This is a genomic window from Kroppenstedtia guangzhouensis, from assembly GCF_014637345.1.
Lineage (GTDB): Bacteria > Bacillota > Bacilli > Thermoactinomycetales > DSM-45169 > Kroppenstedtia > Kroppenstedtia guangzhouensis.
On sequence record NZ_BMEX01000001.1, the window covers coordinates 112,790 to 129,089 of the forward strand.

16 protein-coding genes are annotated in these 16,300 nt (G+C 54.6%); all 16 read left to right on the forward strand.

Translation table 11 applies throughout. From position 1 onward, the window contains the following. Positions 1-5 precede the first annotated feature (5 nt). Complete coding sequence (locus tag IEV46_RS00750) at positions 6-1,397, forward strand: UDP-N-acetylmuramoyl-tripeptide--D-alanyl-D-alanine ligase (protein ID WP_188428789.1); 1,392 nt, start codon at positions 6-8, stop codon at positions 1,395-1,397. Further along, entirely contained in the window at positions 1,398-2,399 is a 1,002-nt protein-coding gene (gene mraY / locus IEV46_RS00755; RefSeq protein WP_188428791.1) for a phospho-N-acetylmuramoyl-pentapeptide-transferase, read from the forward strand. It abuts the gene before it with no gap. After that, on the forward strand, positions 2,396-3,763 hold the full coding sequence (gene murD, locus IEV46_RS00760) for a UDP-N-acetylmuramoyl-L-alanine--D-glutamate ligase (protein ID WP_229735795.1): 1,368 nt from the start codon (positions 2,396-2,398) through the stop codon (positions 3,761-3,763). Before mraY ends, murD begins: the two co-directional genes overlap by 4 nt. Before the next feature lie 41 nt (positions 3,764-3,804). Then, the gene (spoVE, locus tag IEV46_RS00765; protein ID WP_188428795.1) at positions 3,805-4,902 is read left to right on the forward strand and encodes a stage V sporulation protein E; all 1,098 of its coding nucleotides are present in this window, start codon (positions 3,805-3,807) and stop codon (positions 4,900-4,902) included. Between the two features lie 298 nt (positions 4,903-5,200). Beyond that, positions 5,201-6,316: an undecaprenyldiphospho-muramoylpentapeptide beta-N-acetylglucosaminyltransferase gene (gene murG / locus IEV46_RS00770; protein ID WP_188428797.1), complete on the forward strand. Its 1,116-nt coding sequence runs from the start codon at positions 5,201-5,203 to the stop codon at positions 6,314-6,316. A gap of 117 nt (positions 6,317-6,433) precedes the next feature. Next, entirely contained in the window at positions 6,434-7,342 is a 909-nt protein-coding gene (gene murB / locus IEV46_RS00775) for a UDP-N-acetylmuramate dehydrogenase (RefSeq protein ID WP_188428799.1), read from the forward strand. A 14-nt stretch (positions 7,343-7,356) separates the two neighbouring features. Further along, positions 7,357-8,628 carry a UDP-N-acetylglucosamine 1-carboxyvinyltransferase gene (gene murA, locus IEV46_RS00780; protein ID WP_188428801.1) on the forward strand — a complete coding sequence of 424 codons (1,272 nt, stop codon included), beginning with the start codon at positions 7,357-7,359 and terminating at the stop codon, positions 8,626-8,628. 138 nt (positions 8,629-8,766) lie between these two features. Then, positions 8,767-9,501 carry a cell division protein FtsQ/DivIB gene (locus IEV46_RS00785; protein WP_188428803.1) on the forward strand — a complete coding sequence of 245 codons (735 nt, stop codon included), beginning with the start codon at positions 8,767-8,769 and terminating at the stop codon, positions 9,499-9,501. 165 nt (positions 9,502-9,666) lie between these two features. Beyond that, complete coding sequence (gene ftsA, locus IEV46_RS00790; protein WP_229735796.1) at positions 9,667-10,902, forward strand: cell division protein FtsA; 1,236 nt, start codon at positions 9,667-9,669, stop codon at positions 10,900-10,902. Between the two features lie 40 nt (positions 10,903-10,942). Further along, positions 10,943-12,052, forward strand: coding sequence for a cell division protein FtsZ (gene ftsZ, locus IEV46_RS00795; protein ID WP_188428805.1), 1,110 nt, complete (start codon positions 10,943-10,945; stop codon positions 12,050-12,052). Positions 12,053-12,241: 189 nt separating this feature from the next. Then, positions 12,242-13,150: a sigma-E processing peptidase SpoIIGA gene (gene spoIIGA / locus IEV46_RS00800; protein ID WP_188428807.1), complete on the forward strand. Its 909-nt coding sequence runs from the start codon at positions 12,242-12,244 to the stop codon at positions 13,148-13,150. Between the two features lie 55 nt (positions 13,151-13,205). Then, entirely contained in the window at positions 13,206-13,928 is a 723-nt protein-coding gene (gene sigE / locus IEV46_RS00805) for an RNA polymerase sporulation sigma factor SigE (protein ID WP_188428809.1), read from the forward strand. 173 nt (positions 13,929-14,101) lie between these two features. Beyond that, entirely contained in the window at positions 14,102-14,881 is a 780-nt protein-coding gene (gene sigG / locus IEV46_RS00810) for an RNA polymerase sporulation sigma factor SigG (RefSeq protein ID WP_188428811.1), read from the forward strand. A 60-nt stretch (positions 14,882-14,941) separates the two neighbouring features. Continuing rightward, positions 14,942-15,070, forward strand: a complete 129-nt coding sequence (locus tag IEV46_RS17930) for a cation diffusion facilitator family transporter (RefSeq protein ID WP_229735797.1) — start codon at positions 14,942-14,944, stop codon at positions 15,068-15,070. A 37-nt stretch (positions 15,071-15,107) separates the two neighbouring features. Continuing rightward, a complete protein-coding gene (locus IEV46_RS00815) occupies positions 15,108-15,410 on the forward strand; it encodes a YlmC/YmxH family sporulation protein (protein ID WP_188428814.1) in 303 nt (100 codons plus the stop codon). A 64-nt stretch (positions 15,411-15,474) separates the two neighbouring features. Then, complete coding sequence (pgeF, locus tag IEV46_RS00820; RefSeq protein WP_188428816.1) at positions 15,475-16,299, forward strand: peptidoglycan editing factor PgeF; 825 nt, start codon at positions 15,475-15,477, stop codon at positions 16,297-16,299. The last annotated feature ends 1 nt before the right edge of the window (position 16,300 follow it).

Consider the following 16,300-nt stretch of genomic DNA (forward strand, 5'->3'; position numbering starts at 1 on the left):
AGACCATGCAGAAAACTCTGAGAGAGATCACAAACTGGACCCATGGAAAACTTGTTGGCGGCGTTTCCGACCCCCATCTGCTCGTAGATGGGGTGTCCACCGACACGCGAACTTTGGAGCGAAATAATCTGTACGTTCCTTTGAAAGGGGAACGGTTTGATGGACACGCATTTTGGATGGATGCCGTCCGTGCCGGGGCTGCAGCCTCCCTCTGGAGCCGGGAGGTACCTCTCCCGAAGGATCCTCCCGTCCCATTGATCCAAGTGGAGGATACACTGATTGCCCTACAGGAACTGGCGGCGGAGTATCGCCGGGAGTTGAAAGTGAAGGTGGTGGGTATCACCGGAAGCAACGGAAAAACCACCACCAAGGATCTGACTGCGGCGATTCTGGCGACACGATATCGAGTTCATCACACACAGGGGAACCTGAACAACCATATCGGACTCCCCCTTACACTGTTGTCCATGCCATCGGCTACGGAAGTGGCCGTGGTGGAAATGGGGATGAACCACGCCGGAGAAATCGCCCGCTTGTCCAAAATCGCCGCCCCCGACCTGGCGCTGGTGACCAATATCGGGGAAGCGCATCTGGAATTTCTGGGAAGTCGGAGGGCGATTGCCGACGCTAAACTGGAAATTCGGGAAGGGATGCCTCCCACAGGAACTCTGATTATTAACGGAGATGAACCTCTCCTGAGGGAACGCCTCGCGGGTGAGAAACGCCCCGTGATCCGGATCGGTTTTGAGGAGTTCAATGATGATAGAATCCTGGATCTGGAAGTGAAGGGCAGGTCGGGGATTTCCTTTTCCTCCTCCACCACACACACCCGGTTTGAAATGGGGTTGATGGGTAAACACAATGCTTTGAATGCCCTGTTGGGCATTCATGCAGCCCGGTTGTTGGGATTGACGGAAACAGAGATCCGGCAGGGGGTGAAAGGGGCCGAGGGCTCGGGAAGGCGTCTGGAAACCTCCATAGCCTCCAATGGTATGCTCCTGGTTGATGATTCTTACAATTCCAGCCCGACAGCAGTACGGGCTGCCATCGACTGGATCATCTCCCTGGAGGATTGCAGGGAGAAATGGGTATTACTGGGGGATATGTTGGAATTGGGGGTCCAAGAGGAAACCCTTCATCGGGAAGTGGGCAGTTATGCCGTCCAACAGGGAATCTCCCGGGTGTTCACCCTGGGCGAGCGGGCCCGCTGGATTTCCGAGGGTGCCCGTGCCGCCGATCCAGATCTGCCTGTGCTCCATTTCACTTCGGTTGAAGAAGCAATCAACACCCTCCGCCGGCAGGGAGGACCGGGGGTGGCGATGTTGGTGAAGGCATCTCTGATGGCCCGTCTGGACCGGGTTGTGCAGCAACTTACAAAAGGAGAGATCCAAGGATAAATGGATATGAGGTTGATCCTGGTTCCCCTCGCCGTGGCTTTTGGCCTCGGTGTGTTGCTGGGACCTTTCGTCATTCCGATCCTGCGACGTTTGAAGTTTGGTCAGGCAATCCGGGAAGAGGGGCCCAAGGCCCACCTGAAAAAAGCGGGAACTCCCACAATGGGAGGAACCATTTTTCTGACCGTTCTGGTGTTGACGGCAATTCCGTTGAGCAATGTATTCTTTTTTGAACGGCTCTCGGATTTATTCTTTCTTCTGTTTGCCACACTCGGTTATGGGATTTTGGGTTTTATGGATGATTACATCAAGGTCGTGATGAAGCGTAACCTGGGACTGACAGCACGACAGAAGCTTCTGGGCCAGCTCTTCATCGGTCTGGTTCTCTTCTGGGTCTTGTGGGAAGTACGGATCGTCCGGGGAGAAAACCCGGCGATCTCCAATATCGGAATTCCGGGGACGGATATCCATTTCCAGCTGAGCTGGCTGTATCTGCCCCTGTTGGTGATCATGATGATTGCCGCATCCAATGCGGTCAATCTGACGGATGGTTTGGACGGCCTGGTGGCGGGAACCGCCGCGGTCGCCTATGGTGCCTATGCTGTCATCGGGATGGTCCAGAGCAACTATATGGTGGTCATCTTTTCCGCTTCGGTGGTGGGGGCTCTGTTGGGCTTCCTGGTCTTTAATGCCCACCCGGCCAAGGTGTTCATGGGAGACACGGGCTCCCTTGCATTGGGCGGGGGATTGGCGGCTCTGGCCGTCATCACCAAGACCGAACTTTTATTGCCGATCATCGGAGGTGTGTTTGTGATTGAGACGCTTTCGGTGATGCTCCAGGTCATCTCCTTCAAAATCAGGGGGAAACGGATCTTCCGCATGAGTCCCATTCATCATCACTTTGAACTGGTGGGTTGGTCCGAATGGAGGGTCGTCACCACCTTTTGGTTTGCTGGGTTCCTTTTTGCCGCCTTGGGCATTTACCTGGAGGTGTTCCTGAAGTGAAGCCGTCTGACGAGGGATATGCAGGCAAGAAGATCCTGGTGCTGGGTCTGGCCCGCAGCGGAGTGGCCGTGGCCCGGCTTCTCCACCGTCTGGGGGCTGAGGTCACGGTGAACGATCGCAAGCCCCGCAGGGAAGCACCGGAGGCGGAAGCGCTTGAGAAAGCGGGCATCCAAGTGGTGCTCGGCGGACACCCGGAAGATCTGATTCACCGGGAGTGGGATCTTCTGGTGAAAAACCCGGGAATCCCTTATCAGGTGCCATTGATACGGGAAGCGGAGACTTTGGGAATCCCTGTGGTCACTGAGGTGGAGATCGCCTGGCAACTGACAGAAGCTCCAATGATCGGGATCACTGGCTCCAACGGAAAGACCACCACTACCTCCTTGGTGGGGCGCATGTTGGACAGAGGAAAAATTCCGGCCCGGGTGGCGGGCAATATCGGAATGGCTCTGTCCGAGGTGGCACCGGGCATGGGCGAGGAGGAGTGGTTGGTCTCCGAGCTGAGCAGCTTTCAGCTGAAAGGGACGCTACAATTCCGGCCGCGGATCGGGGCATTGCTCAATCTTTTCCCCGCCCATCTCGATTATCACGGCTCCATGAAAGATTACCTGGACTCGAAGAAAAAGCTGTTTGTCAACCAACAACCGGGAGATATCGCCCTTTTGAACAAGGATTCCGGTGTGTGTCGCGAGCTGGCCAGAGAGATGAAAGGGGAAGTCTGGTGGTTCAGCCGTCAGGAAGAAGTGGAGCGGGGAGTGATGGTGAAGGAGGGGTGGGTGACGGCTCGCCTGCCCGTTGGGGAGGAATTCCCACTGTTACCCGCCTCCCAAGTCCGGTTGCCAGGGGTTCACATGGAGAACGCCCTGGCGGCATCCGCCATCTCTCTGGCGGCGGGTTGTCCGGCGGATGCCCTCCGGGAGGAATTGCGCAGCTTTACCGGGGTGGAGCACCGGTTGGAATTTGTGGCTACTATCGACGGTGTTCAATATTACAATGATTCAAAGGCGACCAACGGGAAAGCAGCCACCTCGGCGATGGAATCCTTTACAGAACCCATCATTCTGATCGCCGGCGGATTAGACCGTGGGGTTGATTTTCGTGAGTTGGTTCCGGTGTTTCAAAAACGCCTCAAAGGGATTGTCACCTATGGAGAAGCGGGGGATGTTCTGTTGAAACGGGCGAAGGAAGCAGGGGTTCCCTTGAGGGAAAGAGCGGAGGAAATCACCGAAGCGGTGGCCCGGGCCTCCCGCCTCGCCGCCGCTGGAGATGTGGTTCTTCTGTCCCCGGCCTGTGCCAGCTGGGATCTGTACACCTCATTTGAAGAACGGGGGAGCATGTTTAAACAAGCCGTGCATAATCTTTAAACAGGGCTTGCCCCAAACTCTTCACCGAGGTGAAAACGTCCATGGTCAAACCGCGGAGCGCACCGGATATGGTGATTATCATCATCATCCTGCTGTTATTGACGATCGGCGTCATCATGGTGTACAGTGCCAGTGCCGCTTATTCTCACCACAAGTTTGGTGACAGTTTCTTTTATGCGAAGCGCCAGATGTTGTTTGCCGCTTTGGGCGTTTTTTTGATGTGGGTTGTATCCAGGATGGATCCTGCGCTGTTTTACCGCTGGGCCAAACCGGGTCTGATCATATGTTTTTTTCTGTTGGTGCTGGTTCTCATCCCTGGCGTTGGCATGGTTCGTGGAGGTGCCCGCAGTTGGTTGGGGATCGGAGCCTTCAGCATTCAACCCTCGGAGTTTACGAAGTTGGCCGTCATCCTGTTTTTGGCTCGTTATCTGTCGGATCATGCCCGCCAAACCGTCACCTTCACCCGGGGAATGTTGTATCCACTGATCTACTCCGGGGCGGCTTTTGCCCTGATCATGTTGCAACCGGATCTGGGGACGGGGACGGTTCTGATGGGAACGGCTGCGGTATTGATCTATACGGCGGGAGCGAGGATGAAGTATCTTTTCAGCCTTTGTATGGCGGGAGCAGTCGGCTTTGCCGGTCTGGTGTTGGCGGCACCGTACCGGATCAAGCGAATCACTGCCTTTCTCGATCCCTGGGAGGATCCCCTGGGGGCAGGTTATCAGGTGATCCAGTCCCTGTTTGCCATCGGTCCGGGTGGTTTGATGGGATTGGGTTTTGGACTGAGTCGGCAGAAACATTTGTATCTGCCTGAACCGCACACGGACTTCATCTTTTCCATCCTTGCGGAAGAATTGGGCTTTCTCGGTGCCGGAACCGTTATCGTCCTTTTTGCTCTGCTGGTGTGGAGAGGGCTCAGGGTGGCGATTATGGCCCCGGATCAGTTTCACAGTTTGATTGCTGCCGGGGTGACGGGGATGATCGTGATTCAGGCTGTGATCAATATCGGAGTGGTGACGGGGGCGTTCCCGGTGACCGGAATCACCCTCCCGTTTTTGAGTTATGGCGGTTCTTCTCTCACCTTGACCCTGGCGGCGGTGGGGATTCTCTTAAACTTATCCCGCTACACCGATTGAGAACCCACACCAAGTGTGCTGATCAGCTGTATTTTTGGGGGGTAGATCGTGTATCCCACGTGACCGTTGCACCCGTAGCCGGTCTCGTTACGACACGACTCCCTTACTAACGCCTATTTTCTGATTCATCGACAGTCCTGGCGCCACATACTGAAGGGTTGTCGGGGCTTACCGGCTTGCACAAATCCGGATGTAATCCACTTTTCAAGAGCCTCATCCCGGGAGATGAGGCTCCATGGATGGTGGAACCCCATTCGGACCGACTCGAAAAAAGCAATCAAGGGAAACGGGTGATATCATGAACAGACTCATGCTCTCCGGAGGAGGAACCGGTGGACATATATATCCCGCCCTGTCGATTGCCAAGGCTTTTCGCCTTCGCAATCCGGGAGCGGAGATTGCATATATCGGAACCCAAAACGGACTGGAAGCCAAGATTGTCCCCAAAGAGGAAGGCATCCGCTTCTTTCATGTGGAAATCCAGGGGTTTCGCCGGAAGATTTCTTTGGACAACCTTCAGACTCTGGCCAAATTTGTCCGTGCTGTCCGCGATTCCAAGCAGTATATCCGTCAATTCCAACCGGAGGCGGTCGTGGGCACCGGCGGGTATGTGAGCGGTCCGGCCCTTTACGCGGCCGCCCAGCTGGGAATCCCGACATTGATCGTGGAACCCGATGTATTGCCGGGGCTGACCACCCGGTTTCTCTCCCGCTATGTGGATGTAGTGGCGATCAGCTTGAGCGGATCGGAGAAACATCTGACCAAGGCGAAACGTGTTCTGCACACTGGAAACCCCCGGGGAACGGAAGTGACCCACGCCCAGGCGGAAAAGGGAAAAGAATCCCTCGGCATCGCGGGAGAGGACAAGCCTCTGGTGCTCATCTTCGGCGGAAGCCGGGGCGCCAAGCCGATCAATGATGCTGTCAATGAGATGGTGCCCTGGATCCGTGAAGCCAACCACCTCCATTTTGTCTATGTGACAGGCGAAGTGCATTATGAAGAGGTTGCTGCTAAGATAGAGAGCGACGGGGAGATTCCCAATCTGACCATCCGGCCATTTCTCTACAATATGCCCGATGTGCTGGCGGCGACTTCCCTGGTGGTCGGACGGGCGGGGGCTTCCACTTTGGCGGAACTGACGGCACTTGGAATCCCGTCGATCCTGATTCCGTCACCTTACGTCACCAACAACCACCAGGAAGCCAACGCCCGCTGGTTGGAAGGACAGGGGGCCGGTCGTATGATCTTGGAACGAGAGTTAACCGGAGAGAAGTTGTGGAGCACTATTTGTGAGGTTGTGGAAGATTCCGGGTGTCGTCAGCAGATGAGTGAAGCGGCGCGCAAACTGGGTCGACCAGATGCAGCGGAGGTGATTGTCGATGAGCTGGAACAATTATCCCGCGGAAAAAGCTGAAACGATTCCAGGTGTATGCGGGCTTCCGTCACACAAATGGTTCATAGGCATAGACTATCGTATATCACACCCGGAACTCACCTTTGAGGTGAATATCGGCGAAAGGAGGACCCGCTTTTGGAAACGATCGCTCAGGAAATGAAGCAGGCCGATATCCGGGATGTACGCATCAACGAACCGCTGTCCCGCCATACGACTTGGAAAGTCGGCGGTCCCGCCGATCTTTTGGTCTATCCCACGGACAAGGGTGAACTGGAGCGGGCCATGTCAGTGATCCGAAAACACGGCATTCCCTGGCGGGTGATCGGCAGGGGTTCAAACCTGTTGGTACGAGATGGGGGAATCCGTGGCGCGGTGGTCAAAATGGGAAACGGATTGGACCATTTGCAGGTGGAGGGAGACCGTGTCACCGCGGGAGGCGGGTATTCCTTTGTCAAATTGTCGGTTATGGTGGCCAGACACGGCTTGACCGGACTGGAATTTGCCGGCGGAATTCCCGGTACCGTCGGGGGTGCGGTGTTCATGAATGCCGGTGCCCACGGGTCCGAAGTCTGCGAAGTGCTGGAAAAAGCGGAAGTACTTCTGGAAAATGGAGAGTGGGCTGTATTTCATAATGAGGATCTACAATTCAGCTACCGCACTTCCATTCTGCAAAAGGAAAAGCGCGGGGTGGTGACAGAAGCCACATTCCAACTGAGAGAAGGGAACCGGGAGGAAGTAGCGGCGGTCATGGCCCGGTTCAAAGAGCGACGCAGACAGACCCAGCCCTTGCAAGATCGTTGTGCGGGAAGTGTTTTTCGGAATCCTCCGGGGGATCATTCCGGCCGCCTGATCGAAGCTGCAGGGCTGAAAGGGTACCGGATCGGCGATGCAGAAGTGTCCACCCGGCATGCCAATTTCATCATCAATCGCGGAAACGCGACGGCAAACGATGTTCTCACCCTGATTAGGCACATCATCAGAACCATTGAGCAAGAGTACGGTGTCACTCTGGTACCGGAAGTTCAGGTGGTGGGCGAGGGGTAGACGGAGGTGGAACATTGGAGCAGTTTGTCATAAAAGGAGGGAAACCTCTGTATGGCACCATACGGGTTCAAGGTGCCAAAAATTCAGCTCTGCCCATCCTGGCAGCGACACTGTTGGCCGGGGGATTCCATGAGATCCGGGATGTCCCCCGCCTCTCAGACATCGATGTGATGGATCGCATTTTGAGAGCACTCGGTGTTAAATCGCGTTGGGATGGAAACCATGTCAAGTTGGAGACATCCACTCTCAAAACGACACGGATTCCCGAAGCGTTGATGCAACAGATGCGCTCCTCCATCTTCTTGATGGGGCCGCTTCTCGCCCGCACAGGGGAAGTGATCGTCACCCGCCCCGGAGGGTGTGCAATCGGGGCCCGACCCATCGATCTTCATCTGAAAGGGTTGCGGCTGTTGGGAGCCGAGATCCAGGAAGATCAAGGCAACATCCGTTGCTCTGCGGGTAAGTTGACAGGTGCGGATATCCACTTGGATCTCCCCAGTGTGGGAGCGACGGAAAACATCATGATGGCGGCGGTTTGTGCCGAGGGGGAAACCGTGATTCGAAACGCCGCCCGGGAACCGGAAATTGTCGACTTGCAACGTTTCCTGAACCGGATGGGAGCCGATGTTCACGGTGCGGGAACTGACAAGGTGGTGATCCGCGGTGTCAGACAGCTTCATCCGGTCTCATACGAAATCATTCCGGATCGCATTGTGGCCGGAACGTTGGCTGTCGCCTCCGTTGTCACCGGTGGAGAGATCCTGTTGACCCATGTCATCCCGGCTCATATGCGATCCACCCTCCATTTGTTGGAGCGTGCAGGCGCTCAGTTGAAAAGTGAGGGGGATGCCTTGTGGATTCGGGGTGGTGCCCGGCTGAAGGCGGTAGGCGAGGTGGTGACGGAGCCTTATCCGGGATTTCCCACGGATATGCAGCCCCAGATCGTTGTCTTGTTATCCCTGACCCAAGGGAAGAGCAAATTGTCCGAGAAGATCTTTAACGGGCGCCTGAATCATGTCCATGAGCTGATTCGAATGGGGGCGGATCTCACCGCCCGTGACAACCAGGTGGAAATCCGGGGAGTGCCTTATCTGAGCGGAGCGGTCGTGGAAGCGACCGACCTTCGGGCAGGTGCTGCCTTGGTCACGGCAGGATTGGCCGCCCGGGGAACCACCCATGTACATGGACTCAACCATATTGACCGGGGATATGAACGGCTGGATGCCACCCTTCAGCTTCTGGGCGGGCAGATTCAACGCTATCATGGAAAAGTGGCCTCTCTTTAATTGGCAGCAGCACATATTGTGCCGCTGCTTTTTTGGGATTTTGTCGACCCTGTCCGAAGATCTGGCACTTTGTGATAACATAGGGTGAGATTGCATCAGCATTTCCCTTTTCGGGGTATGTAAAGGAGTTGGATCTCCATGGAGCAGCGGGTCCCGCCCTTGCGTTCCCCAGGTCGGGGTCGAAAGCCTCCCTCGATTGTGGCCATCCTGTTTATTCTTCTGTTTTTCCTCGGGATTTCTATGGTTTTGTTCTTGAAGTCCCCCTTGAGTGAAATTCGGGAGATCCGTATTGAAGGAAACCGGTGGCTGAGTGACAGGGAAGTGATGGAGACCGCCCGTTTGATGAAAGAGGCCTCCTGGTTCCATTGGGATGCCAAGCGGGCGGAGGATCGCCTCCGGGATTTGCCGGAAGTGAAGGAAGCATCTGTGATCAAGTCCTTTCCCGGAATGGTACGGATTCAGTTGCGGGAAGTGAATCGGGTGGGCTATTTGTCGGAAAGGGGCCATATTTACCCGTTGCTGTCCGACGGTTCCGTCCTGAAGAAACGCCCGTGGAAGGGAAAGGTGGACCGTCCCCTGGTAAAAGGGCTGAATCAAAGTCCAGAGCGCAAAATGATCGCCGCGGGATTGGCTCAACTTCCGCTTCAGGTGTCAGCTGAGATTTCAGAGATCCGGCCCGGTGGGAACGATACATATCCTGATCTGGTCAAGGTGTATACCCTGCGCGATCATTTGATTCGCGTCCGCGCCCGGGATTTTGGCGAAAAGATGAAATACTACCCCCATTTCATGGACCGTCCCCCAGGAACGATCCATCTGTTGGAGAGCACATGGTATGTGCCTGGGAATCAGCTCTCCGGTGCAGAAGAATGAGGTGGAAGAAAAAGTTGGGTGGGAAAAAGGGTAAAAACTCCTTGGCGTTGAATAACTTTGGTACGAGCGGAATTCTCCCCTTCGCTTCTCCCCACTTATTTTTCAAAGAAAAAATCCATTTCCACCACCATGTCAAAAGTTCTCGGGCAAGGAGGTGCCCAGGATTTGAGCAGTGGAGAGTTTATTGTCAGCCTGGACATAGGCACATCCAAAGTTCGCGTGATCGTCGCCGAAGTCACCCGGGAGAACATCCAGATCGTCGGCGTCGGTTCCGCTTCCTCCAAGGGGACGAAGAAAGGGGCGATCACTGACATTGACCAAGCGGTTCAATCGATCCGTGAAGCTGTTGCACATGCGGAGCGGATGGTTGGTATAGAAATATCCAGCGTGTTTGTGGGAATCGCCGGAAACCATATCTCTTTGCACCCCAGCCATGGGGTGGTGGCTGTTTCCGGAGAGAACAAGGAGATCGACCTGGAGGACGTGGATCGGGTGATACAAGCTGCCCGGGTGGTGGCACTGCCTCCCGAGCGGGCGGTCATCGAAGTGGTGCCCAAGCAGTATGTGGTGGACGGCCTGGGAGATATCCAGGACCCTCACGGGATGGTGGGAGTTCGGCTTGAAGTGGAAGCCACCATCGTGACCGGTTCCAAAACGATCATCCACAATGTCCTCCGCTGTGTGGAAAAGGCCGATTTGTCGGTGGATGGAATCCTCTTGCTTCCGCTAGCTGCCGGGGAGATCTGTCTTTCCGACGATGAAAAGAACATGGGGGTCGTCCTGGCGGATATCGGAGGTGGAGCCACGTCCCTGGCTGTCTTTGACCAAGGGGATCTGGCCGCTGTCGGGGAACTTCCCATCGGTGGCGACTTTATCACCAATGATATCGCCTACGGACTTCGAACCCAAACGGAGACTGCGGAAAAATTGAAGCGGAAGTATGGTGTGGCCCTCGTGGAGGAGGCGGACAAGGAGGTCAACTTCGGAGTGCCCAGAATTGGCAGCAACCGAGAGAGGACCATCTCCCAGGAAGAATTGGCCATGATTATCGAACCTCGGGTGGAGGAGATCTTCCAGTTGATTCGGGAACAGGTGGAATCCCTCGGTTTGCCCGGGGAGCCTGCCGGAGGGTATGTTCTGACTGGTGGTGTAATGTCCACTCCTCATATTCTCGGGGTGGCCCGTTCCCAACTGGGACATGCTGTCCGGATGATCTCCCCGAAGGATATCGGGGCGGAGGATCCCTCCTTCACCGGCGGGGTGGGAATAGTTCATTACATCCAGCGACGCTGGCTGCACCGGCTCCCGGAATATGACAACCGGAGTCACTCTTCCAAGCGAAATAAAAACAAACCCTCAACCTGGGTGAAGATCAGGGATTTCATCGGGCAGTTCATTTGAGGGTGATACAGAGAATCGACAGATAATGGAGGGACAATCGATGTTGGAGTTTGATATGGAAGTTGAACAAATTGCTCAGATCAAAGTGATCGGTGTGGGTGGCGGTGGAAGCAATGCTGTCAACCGCATGATTGAAAGCGGGGTGCAGGGGGTCGAGTTCATCGCTGTGAACACAGATGCCCAGGCACTCAACCGTTCCCATGCACCGGTCAAACTCCAGATCGGTGAAAAACTGACCCGGGGACTGGGCGCCGGTGCCAACCCCAATGTGGGAAAGAAAGCCGCCGAGGAAAGCCTGGAGAATATCGAAAATGTCCTCAAAGGGGCCGATATGGTTTTTGTCACCGCGGGGATGGGCGGAGGTACAGGTACGGGAGCCGCTCCGGAAATCGCCGCAGCGGCCCGGGAACAGGGAGCGCTGACTGTCGGTGTGGTGACCCGTCCCTTCACTTTTGAAGGGAGGAAACGTTCTCTTCAGGCGGATCAGGGGATTGCTGCCCTCAAGGACAAAGTGGATACCCTGATTGTGATCCCCAATGACCGGTTGTTGGAGATCGTGGATAAAAACACGCCCATGCTGGAAGCTTTCCGTGAGGCAGACAATGTACTTCGCCAGGGGGTGCAAGGCATCTCCGATTTGATCGCGGTTCCCGGTCTGATCAATTTGGATTTCGCAGATGTGAAAACGATTATGACAGAACGGGGTTCCGCCCTGATGGGAATCGGTATGGCCACCGGCGAGTCCAGGGCGACAGAGGCAGCCAAGAAAGCGATCTGCAGTCCTCTCTTGGAAACATCCATCGATGGAGCTCGGGGCGTGTTGATGAACATCACCGGCGGTACCAACCTGAGCCTGTACGAAGTGAACGAAGCGGCTGATATTGTCGCCTCAGCTTCCGACCCGGAAGTGAACATGATTTTCGGAGCGGTGATCAACGAGGATTTGAAGGATGAGATCCTGGTGACGGTGATTGCCACAGGTTTTGATCACCAGAAGGAGCCGGAACAAGCCAAAGGAAAACCTCAGTTTGGACTGGATCGGGACGTCCGGCCCGCAGATAAACCGAGCCAGATCGATATCGTCAAACCCAAATCTGAAGGCGGGGGGCTCGAAATCCCCACCTTCCTGCGGCACCGTCGGAAGAAGTGAATCGATGGGTCGCCGCCCCAAAGCCCGAACAGGGCTCCTCGTACCAGGATGACCTCTATGGACCCGGAGGTCATCTTTTTTGCGTCAAGAACTGACAAAAAAAGTCCTCCCGCGTCTGCAAGTTTAGACAGACATTGAAATCGGATTGGGATATACTGATGACACCTTGAACGGGGGAAGGAACCAAAAATGGTTGTATATGCCGATATGGTCTTCACCCTTAACCTGTGTATCGACTTTCTTCTCTTGTGGCTGACATCTGCGATCCGTCGCCAGCAGACTTCTATCCGACGGATCTTGGCAGCTGCGCTTCTCGGTGCCTGCTATTCTGTAATCCATCTGTTTCAACCTTTGCTCCTTTCTTACACGTTTATCGGAAAGATGTTGTTTTCCGTGTTGATGCTGTGGGTGGCCATGGGATATCGCGGACCTCTCGCCTTTTTGCGCAACTTGGGAGTCTTCTACCTGATCTCCTTTGTTACCGGTGGGGGCATGTTTGCACTCCATTATTTCTTTTCCGGAGGGGTCCAAGCATCCGATGGGATGTTGCTGACCCAATCTTACGGGTGGGGTTCTCCTGTATCCTGGGTGTTCGTCCTGGTGGCGTTTCCCTTGGTTTGGTTTTATGCCCGGTTATCCTTCGGAACGATTCAAGAACGTCACAAGGTGAACCAGTTCCTGGCCCCTGTGGCGATATGGATCCATGGACAAAAGGTGGAATGTGTCGGTCTAATCGATACCGGAAACCAGCTGCGCGACCCGATCAGCCGGATTCCGGTCATGATGGTGGAATTGGAACCTCTGGCTCCCTTTCTGCCCCCTCCGTTGGTCTCCATGACACAGGAAAAGAATTGGGGAAGGTTGGGAACCGATTTGTCGGAAGAGTGGATGACCCGGATCCGCTTTGTTCCCTTTCGTGGAGCGGCCAGTGACGATGGCATGATGCTCGCCCTGAAACCCGACGGGGTAGAAGTGTTCCAGGAAGGAAGATGGCACGAGGTGGGGAAGGTGCTGATCGGACTGGACAGCAAGCGATTATCCACGGATGGGACGTATCAGGCAATTTTGCATCCCGCCAGTATGCCAGTTGCGGGATAAAATCCCGTTGAATCTCCGGGCTTGTCTTGAAAGATTGAAGGAGGAGGTCGTCCCTATGGTTCTGAAGTGGAAATTAGCGCTCCAATTACTGTGGTACCGTATCCTTATGCAGATCGGGTTGAAAGGAGAAGAGATATATTATATCGGAGGAAGTGAGGCCTTGCCTCCACCCCTGACCCGGGAAGAAGAAGAGCATCTGTTGATCCGATTGCCCAGCGGTGACGCGGCCGTTCGGGCCATGCTGATTGAACGAAATCTCCGGTTGGTCGTCTATATCGCCCGCAAGTTTGAAAATACGGGAATCAACATTGAAGATCTGGTATCCATCGGAACCATCGGTCTGATCAAAGCAGTCAATACCTTTGACCCTTCGAAGAAGATCAAGCTGGCCACATATGCCTCCCGCTGCATCGAAAACGAGATCCTGATGTTTCTGCGACGAAATAACAAAATCAGGTCAGAGGTTTCTTTTGACGAACCTCTAAATATGGACTGGGACGGCAATGAGCTGTTGCTCTCCGATGTGATGGGGACAGATAACGATACGATCTATCGCAACATCGAAGAACAGGTGGACCGGAAGATTTTGCGCACGGCTTTGTCCCGATTGTCCGAGAGGGAGCGAAAGATTATGGAGCTCCGGTTTGGCCTCAATGGTGGAGAAGAGAAGACTCAAAAAGACGTGGCGGACCTTTTAGGGATCTCCCAATCATATATCTCCCGTCTGGAGAAGCGTATTATTAAGCGGCTTCGCAAGGAATTTAACAAGATGGTGTAGCTTGTGGCGCAATGCTCTTGTAAGGAGGGGAAAACCCTCCTTTTTTGATGCGAAAGGGAGCCTCATGCAACCGCGCTTATAACGAGTCGGGGGCCGGATTCATATATGGGACATTATAATTTTTCCTCCTCAGGAGATACTTAACAGTAATTGTTTCCGTAGGAGGGGAATCCATGGCGCGAAACAAAGTGGAAATATGCGGAGTTGATACTTCGAAATTGCCTGTTCTAAAGAACGAAGAGATGCGCGCCCTTTTTCGTTCCCTGCAGGAGGAGGGAGACCGCTCAGCTCGGGAGAAACTGGTCAACGGCAACCTCCGGCTGGTCCTGAGTGTGATTCAGCGCTTCAATAACCGTGGGGAAAATGTGGACGACCTGTTTCAGGTGGGTTGCATCGGTTTGATGAAAGCGATTGACAACTTCGACCTGAGCCAAAACGTCAAGTTTTCCACTTATGCGGTCCCGATGATCATCGGGGAGATCCGTCGTTATCTTCGGGACAATAACCCGATCCGTGTTTCAAGGTCTCTGAGGGATGTAGCCTACAAAGCGCTTCAAGTGAGAGACTCGTTGACCTATCGCCATTCCCGGGAACCGACGATCCAGGAAATCTCCGAAGAGCTGAATGTATCCAAGGAAGAAGTGGTATTCGCTCTGGATGCCATTCAGGACCCGGTTTCCCTTTTCGAACCCATCTACCAGGATGGAGGCGATCCCATCTATGTGATGGACCAACTTGCAGATGATGGGAACAAGGACCTGCACTGGGTTGAAGAAATTGCTCTCCGGGAAGCGATGGGTCGATTGAACGATAGGGAGAAAATGATTTTATCCATGCGTTTCTTTGAAGGGAAGACACAGATGGAGGTGGCGGAAGAGATCGGCATCTCCCAGGCCCAAGTCTCCCGTCTGGAAAAGGCAGCGATTCAACAGATGAATAAATATATTCTCTGACCGCACGGGAGTGCGGTTTTCTTTTGAATCGGCCTGAAAAAACTGTGCTCACAGAGAGGGTTGGGTTTTACATGGAGTGATTTTGGCAGTTCGGAACAACGAAAAGGTCATGTGAAACCCAATCCCGACCACTTGGCTAGCACTCATTCACATGGCTTCCAGGGTATATCCCGATCCTGTCTCATATAATGGAAAGTAAACGACTCAAACGACAGGGTGGGGGGTCATGATCAAGATATCCGAACTGCAGGCAAAAGATGTGGTCAATGTCAGCGACGGGCGGAAACTGGGACAGATCTACGATCTGGAGATCGACCTCAGGCTGGGAAAGGTGAAGTCCCTCATCATTCCCGGGGAATCCCGTCTGTTCGGCCTGTTCACCGGCGGGAAAGAATGGGTGATTCCCTGGAGTCAGATTGTACGGATCGGAACAGACGTGATCTTGGTCCGTTTGGAACCCCGGCGGAGTTATGAAGAAGTGCCTGAGCCCCGCCCTCTTCTGTCCACCAACCTGGATTCTGAAAACTGACGTCTTGACCAACTGCTTTGTCTCCTTCCGGGGCTGTGGTAATATGGGGGGGGAGGGGAGCCAGATGGAACCTTTTCAGCTGCAAAGGGAGATGGGTGTGCCATATTTTGTTCTCGTTCCATGGAAAAGGGATTTTCCGGAGGTTTTGGCAGGAATGAGCGCAAGGGATGGAGAATCCATTGAAGACCCGGACCGCACCAATTATGCATTACACACTGGCGCCCCGGCAGAACGTGTAATCCAAAACCGGAGACGGCTTTTAACACAATTGGCTGTCCCATTCTCCGCATGGACTTGCGGGGATCAGGTGCACGGGGTGAACATCCGGGAAGTGACCGCCGACGAATGTGGAAGGGGCGGGAAGAGCATGGAAACCGCCATCTCCGGAACCGATGGGTTATTCACCAGGGAGCGGGGCATCCTCTTGACCTCTTTTTACGCGGATTGTGTCCCATTGCTGTTTTACAGCCCCGACGCGGGGATCGCCGGGGTGGCCCACGCCGGATGGCGAGGAACCGTGGGCGGGATCGGCCCGCGGATGGTCCGTGAACTGGTTCGCTGCGGAGCGGCGAGGGAGAACATCCGGGCGGCCATCGCACCATCGATCGGCGGCTGTTGCTATGAGGTGGACGAACATGTGGCGACACCTGTTGCAAAACTGTTGCCCGATGCCGGTCCAGAAATCTTGAATCCGACTGAAGAAGGTAAATGGAAGTTGGATCTCAAGGAGGCGAATCGCCGTCTGTTGCTGAAGGAAGGTTTGAAAGAGCACCGGGTCCTGGTTACGGGCTGGTGCACCAGCTGCCATCCGGAACTCTTCCATTCCCATCGCCGGGACAAGGGCCAAACCGGGCGAATGGTTTCTTTTATTGGAATGGGGAAAGGATGAC

Coding starts and splice junctions, on each gene's coding strand:
- IEV46_RS00750 (WP_188428789.1), top strand. CDS start 6: ATGCAGAAAACTCTGAGAGAGATCACAAACTGGACCCATGGAAAACTT.
- mraY (WP_188428791.1), top strand. CDS start 1,398: ATGGATATGAGGTTGATCCTGGTTCCCCTCGCCGTGGCTTTTGGCCTC.
- spoVE (WP_188428795.1), top strand. CDS start 3,805: ATGGTCAAACCGCGGAGCGCACCGGATATGGTGATTATCATCATCATC.
- murG (WP_188428797.1), top strand. CDS start 5,201: ATGAACAGACTCATGCTCTCCGGAGGAGGAACCGGTGGACATATATAT.
- IEV46_RS00785 (WP_188428803.1), top strand. CDS start 8,767: ATGGAGCAGCGGGTCCCGCCCTTGCGTTCCCCAGGTCGGGGTCGAAAG.
- ftsZ (WP_188428805.1), top strand. CDS start 10,943: ATGTTGGAGTTTGATATGGAAGTTGAACAAATTGCTCAGATCAAAGTG.
- spoIIGA (WP_188428807.1), top strand. CDS start 12,242: ATGGTTGTATATGCCGATATGGTCTTCACCCTTAACCTGTGTATCGAC.
- sigE (WP_188428809.1), top strand. CDS start 13,206: ATGGTTCTGAAGTGGAAATTAGCGCTCCAATTACTGTGGTACCGTATC.
- sigG (WP_188428811.1), top strand. CDS start 14,102: ATGGCGCGAAACAAAGTGGAAATATGCGGAGTTGATACTTCGAAATTG.
- IEV46_RS00815 (WP_188428814.1), top strand. CDS start 15,108: ATGATCAAGATATCCGAACTGCAGGCAAAAGATGTGGTCAATGTCAGC.
- pgeF (WP_188428816.1), top strand. CDS start 15,475: ATGGAACCTTTTCAGCTGCAAAGGGAGATGGGTGTGCCATATTTTGTT.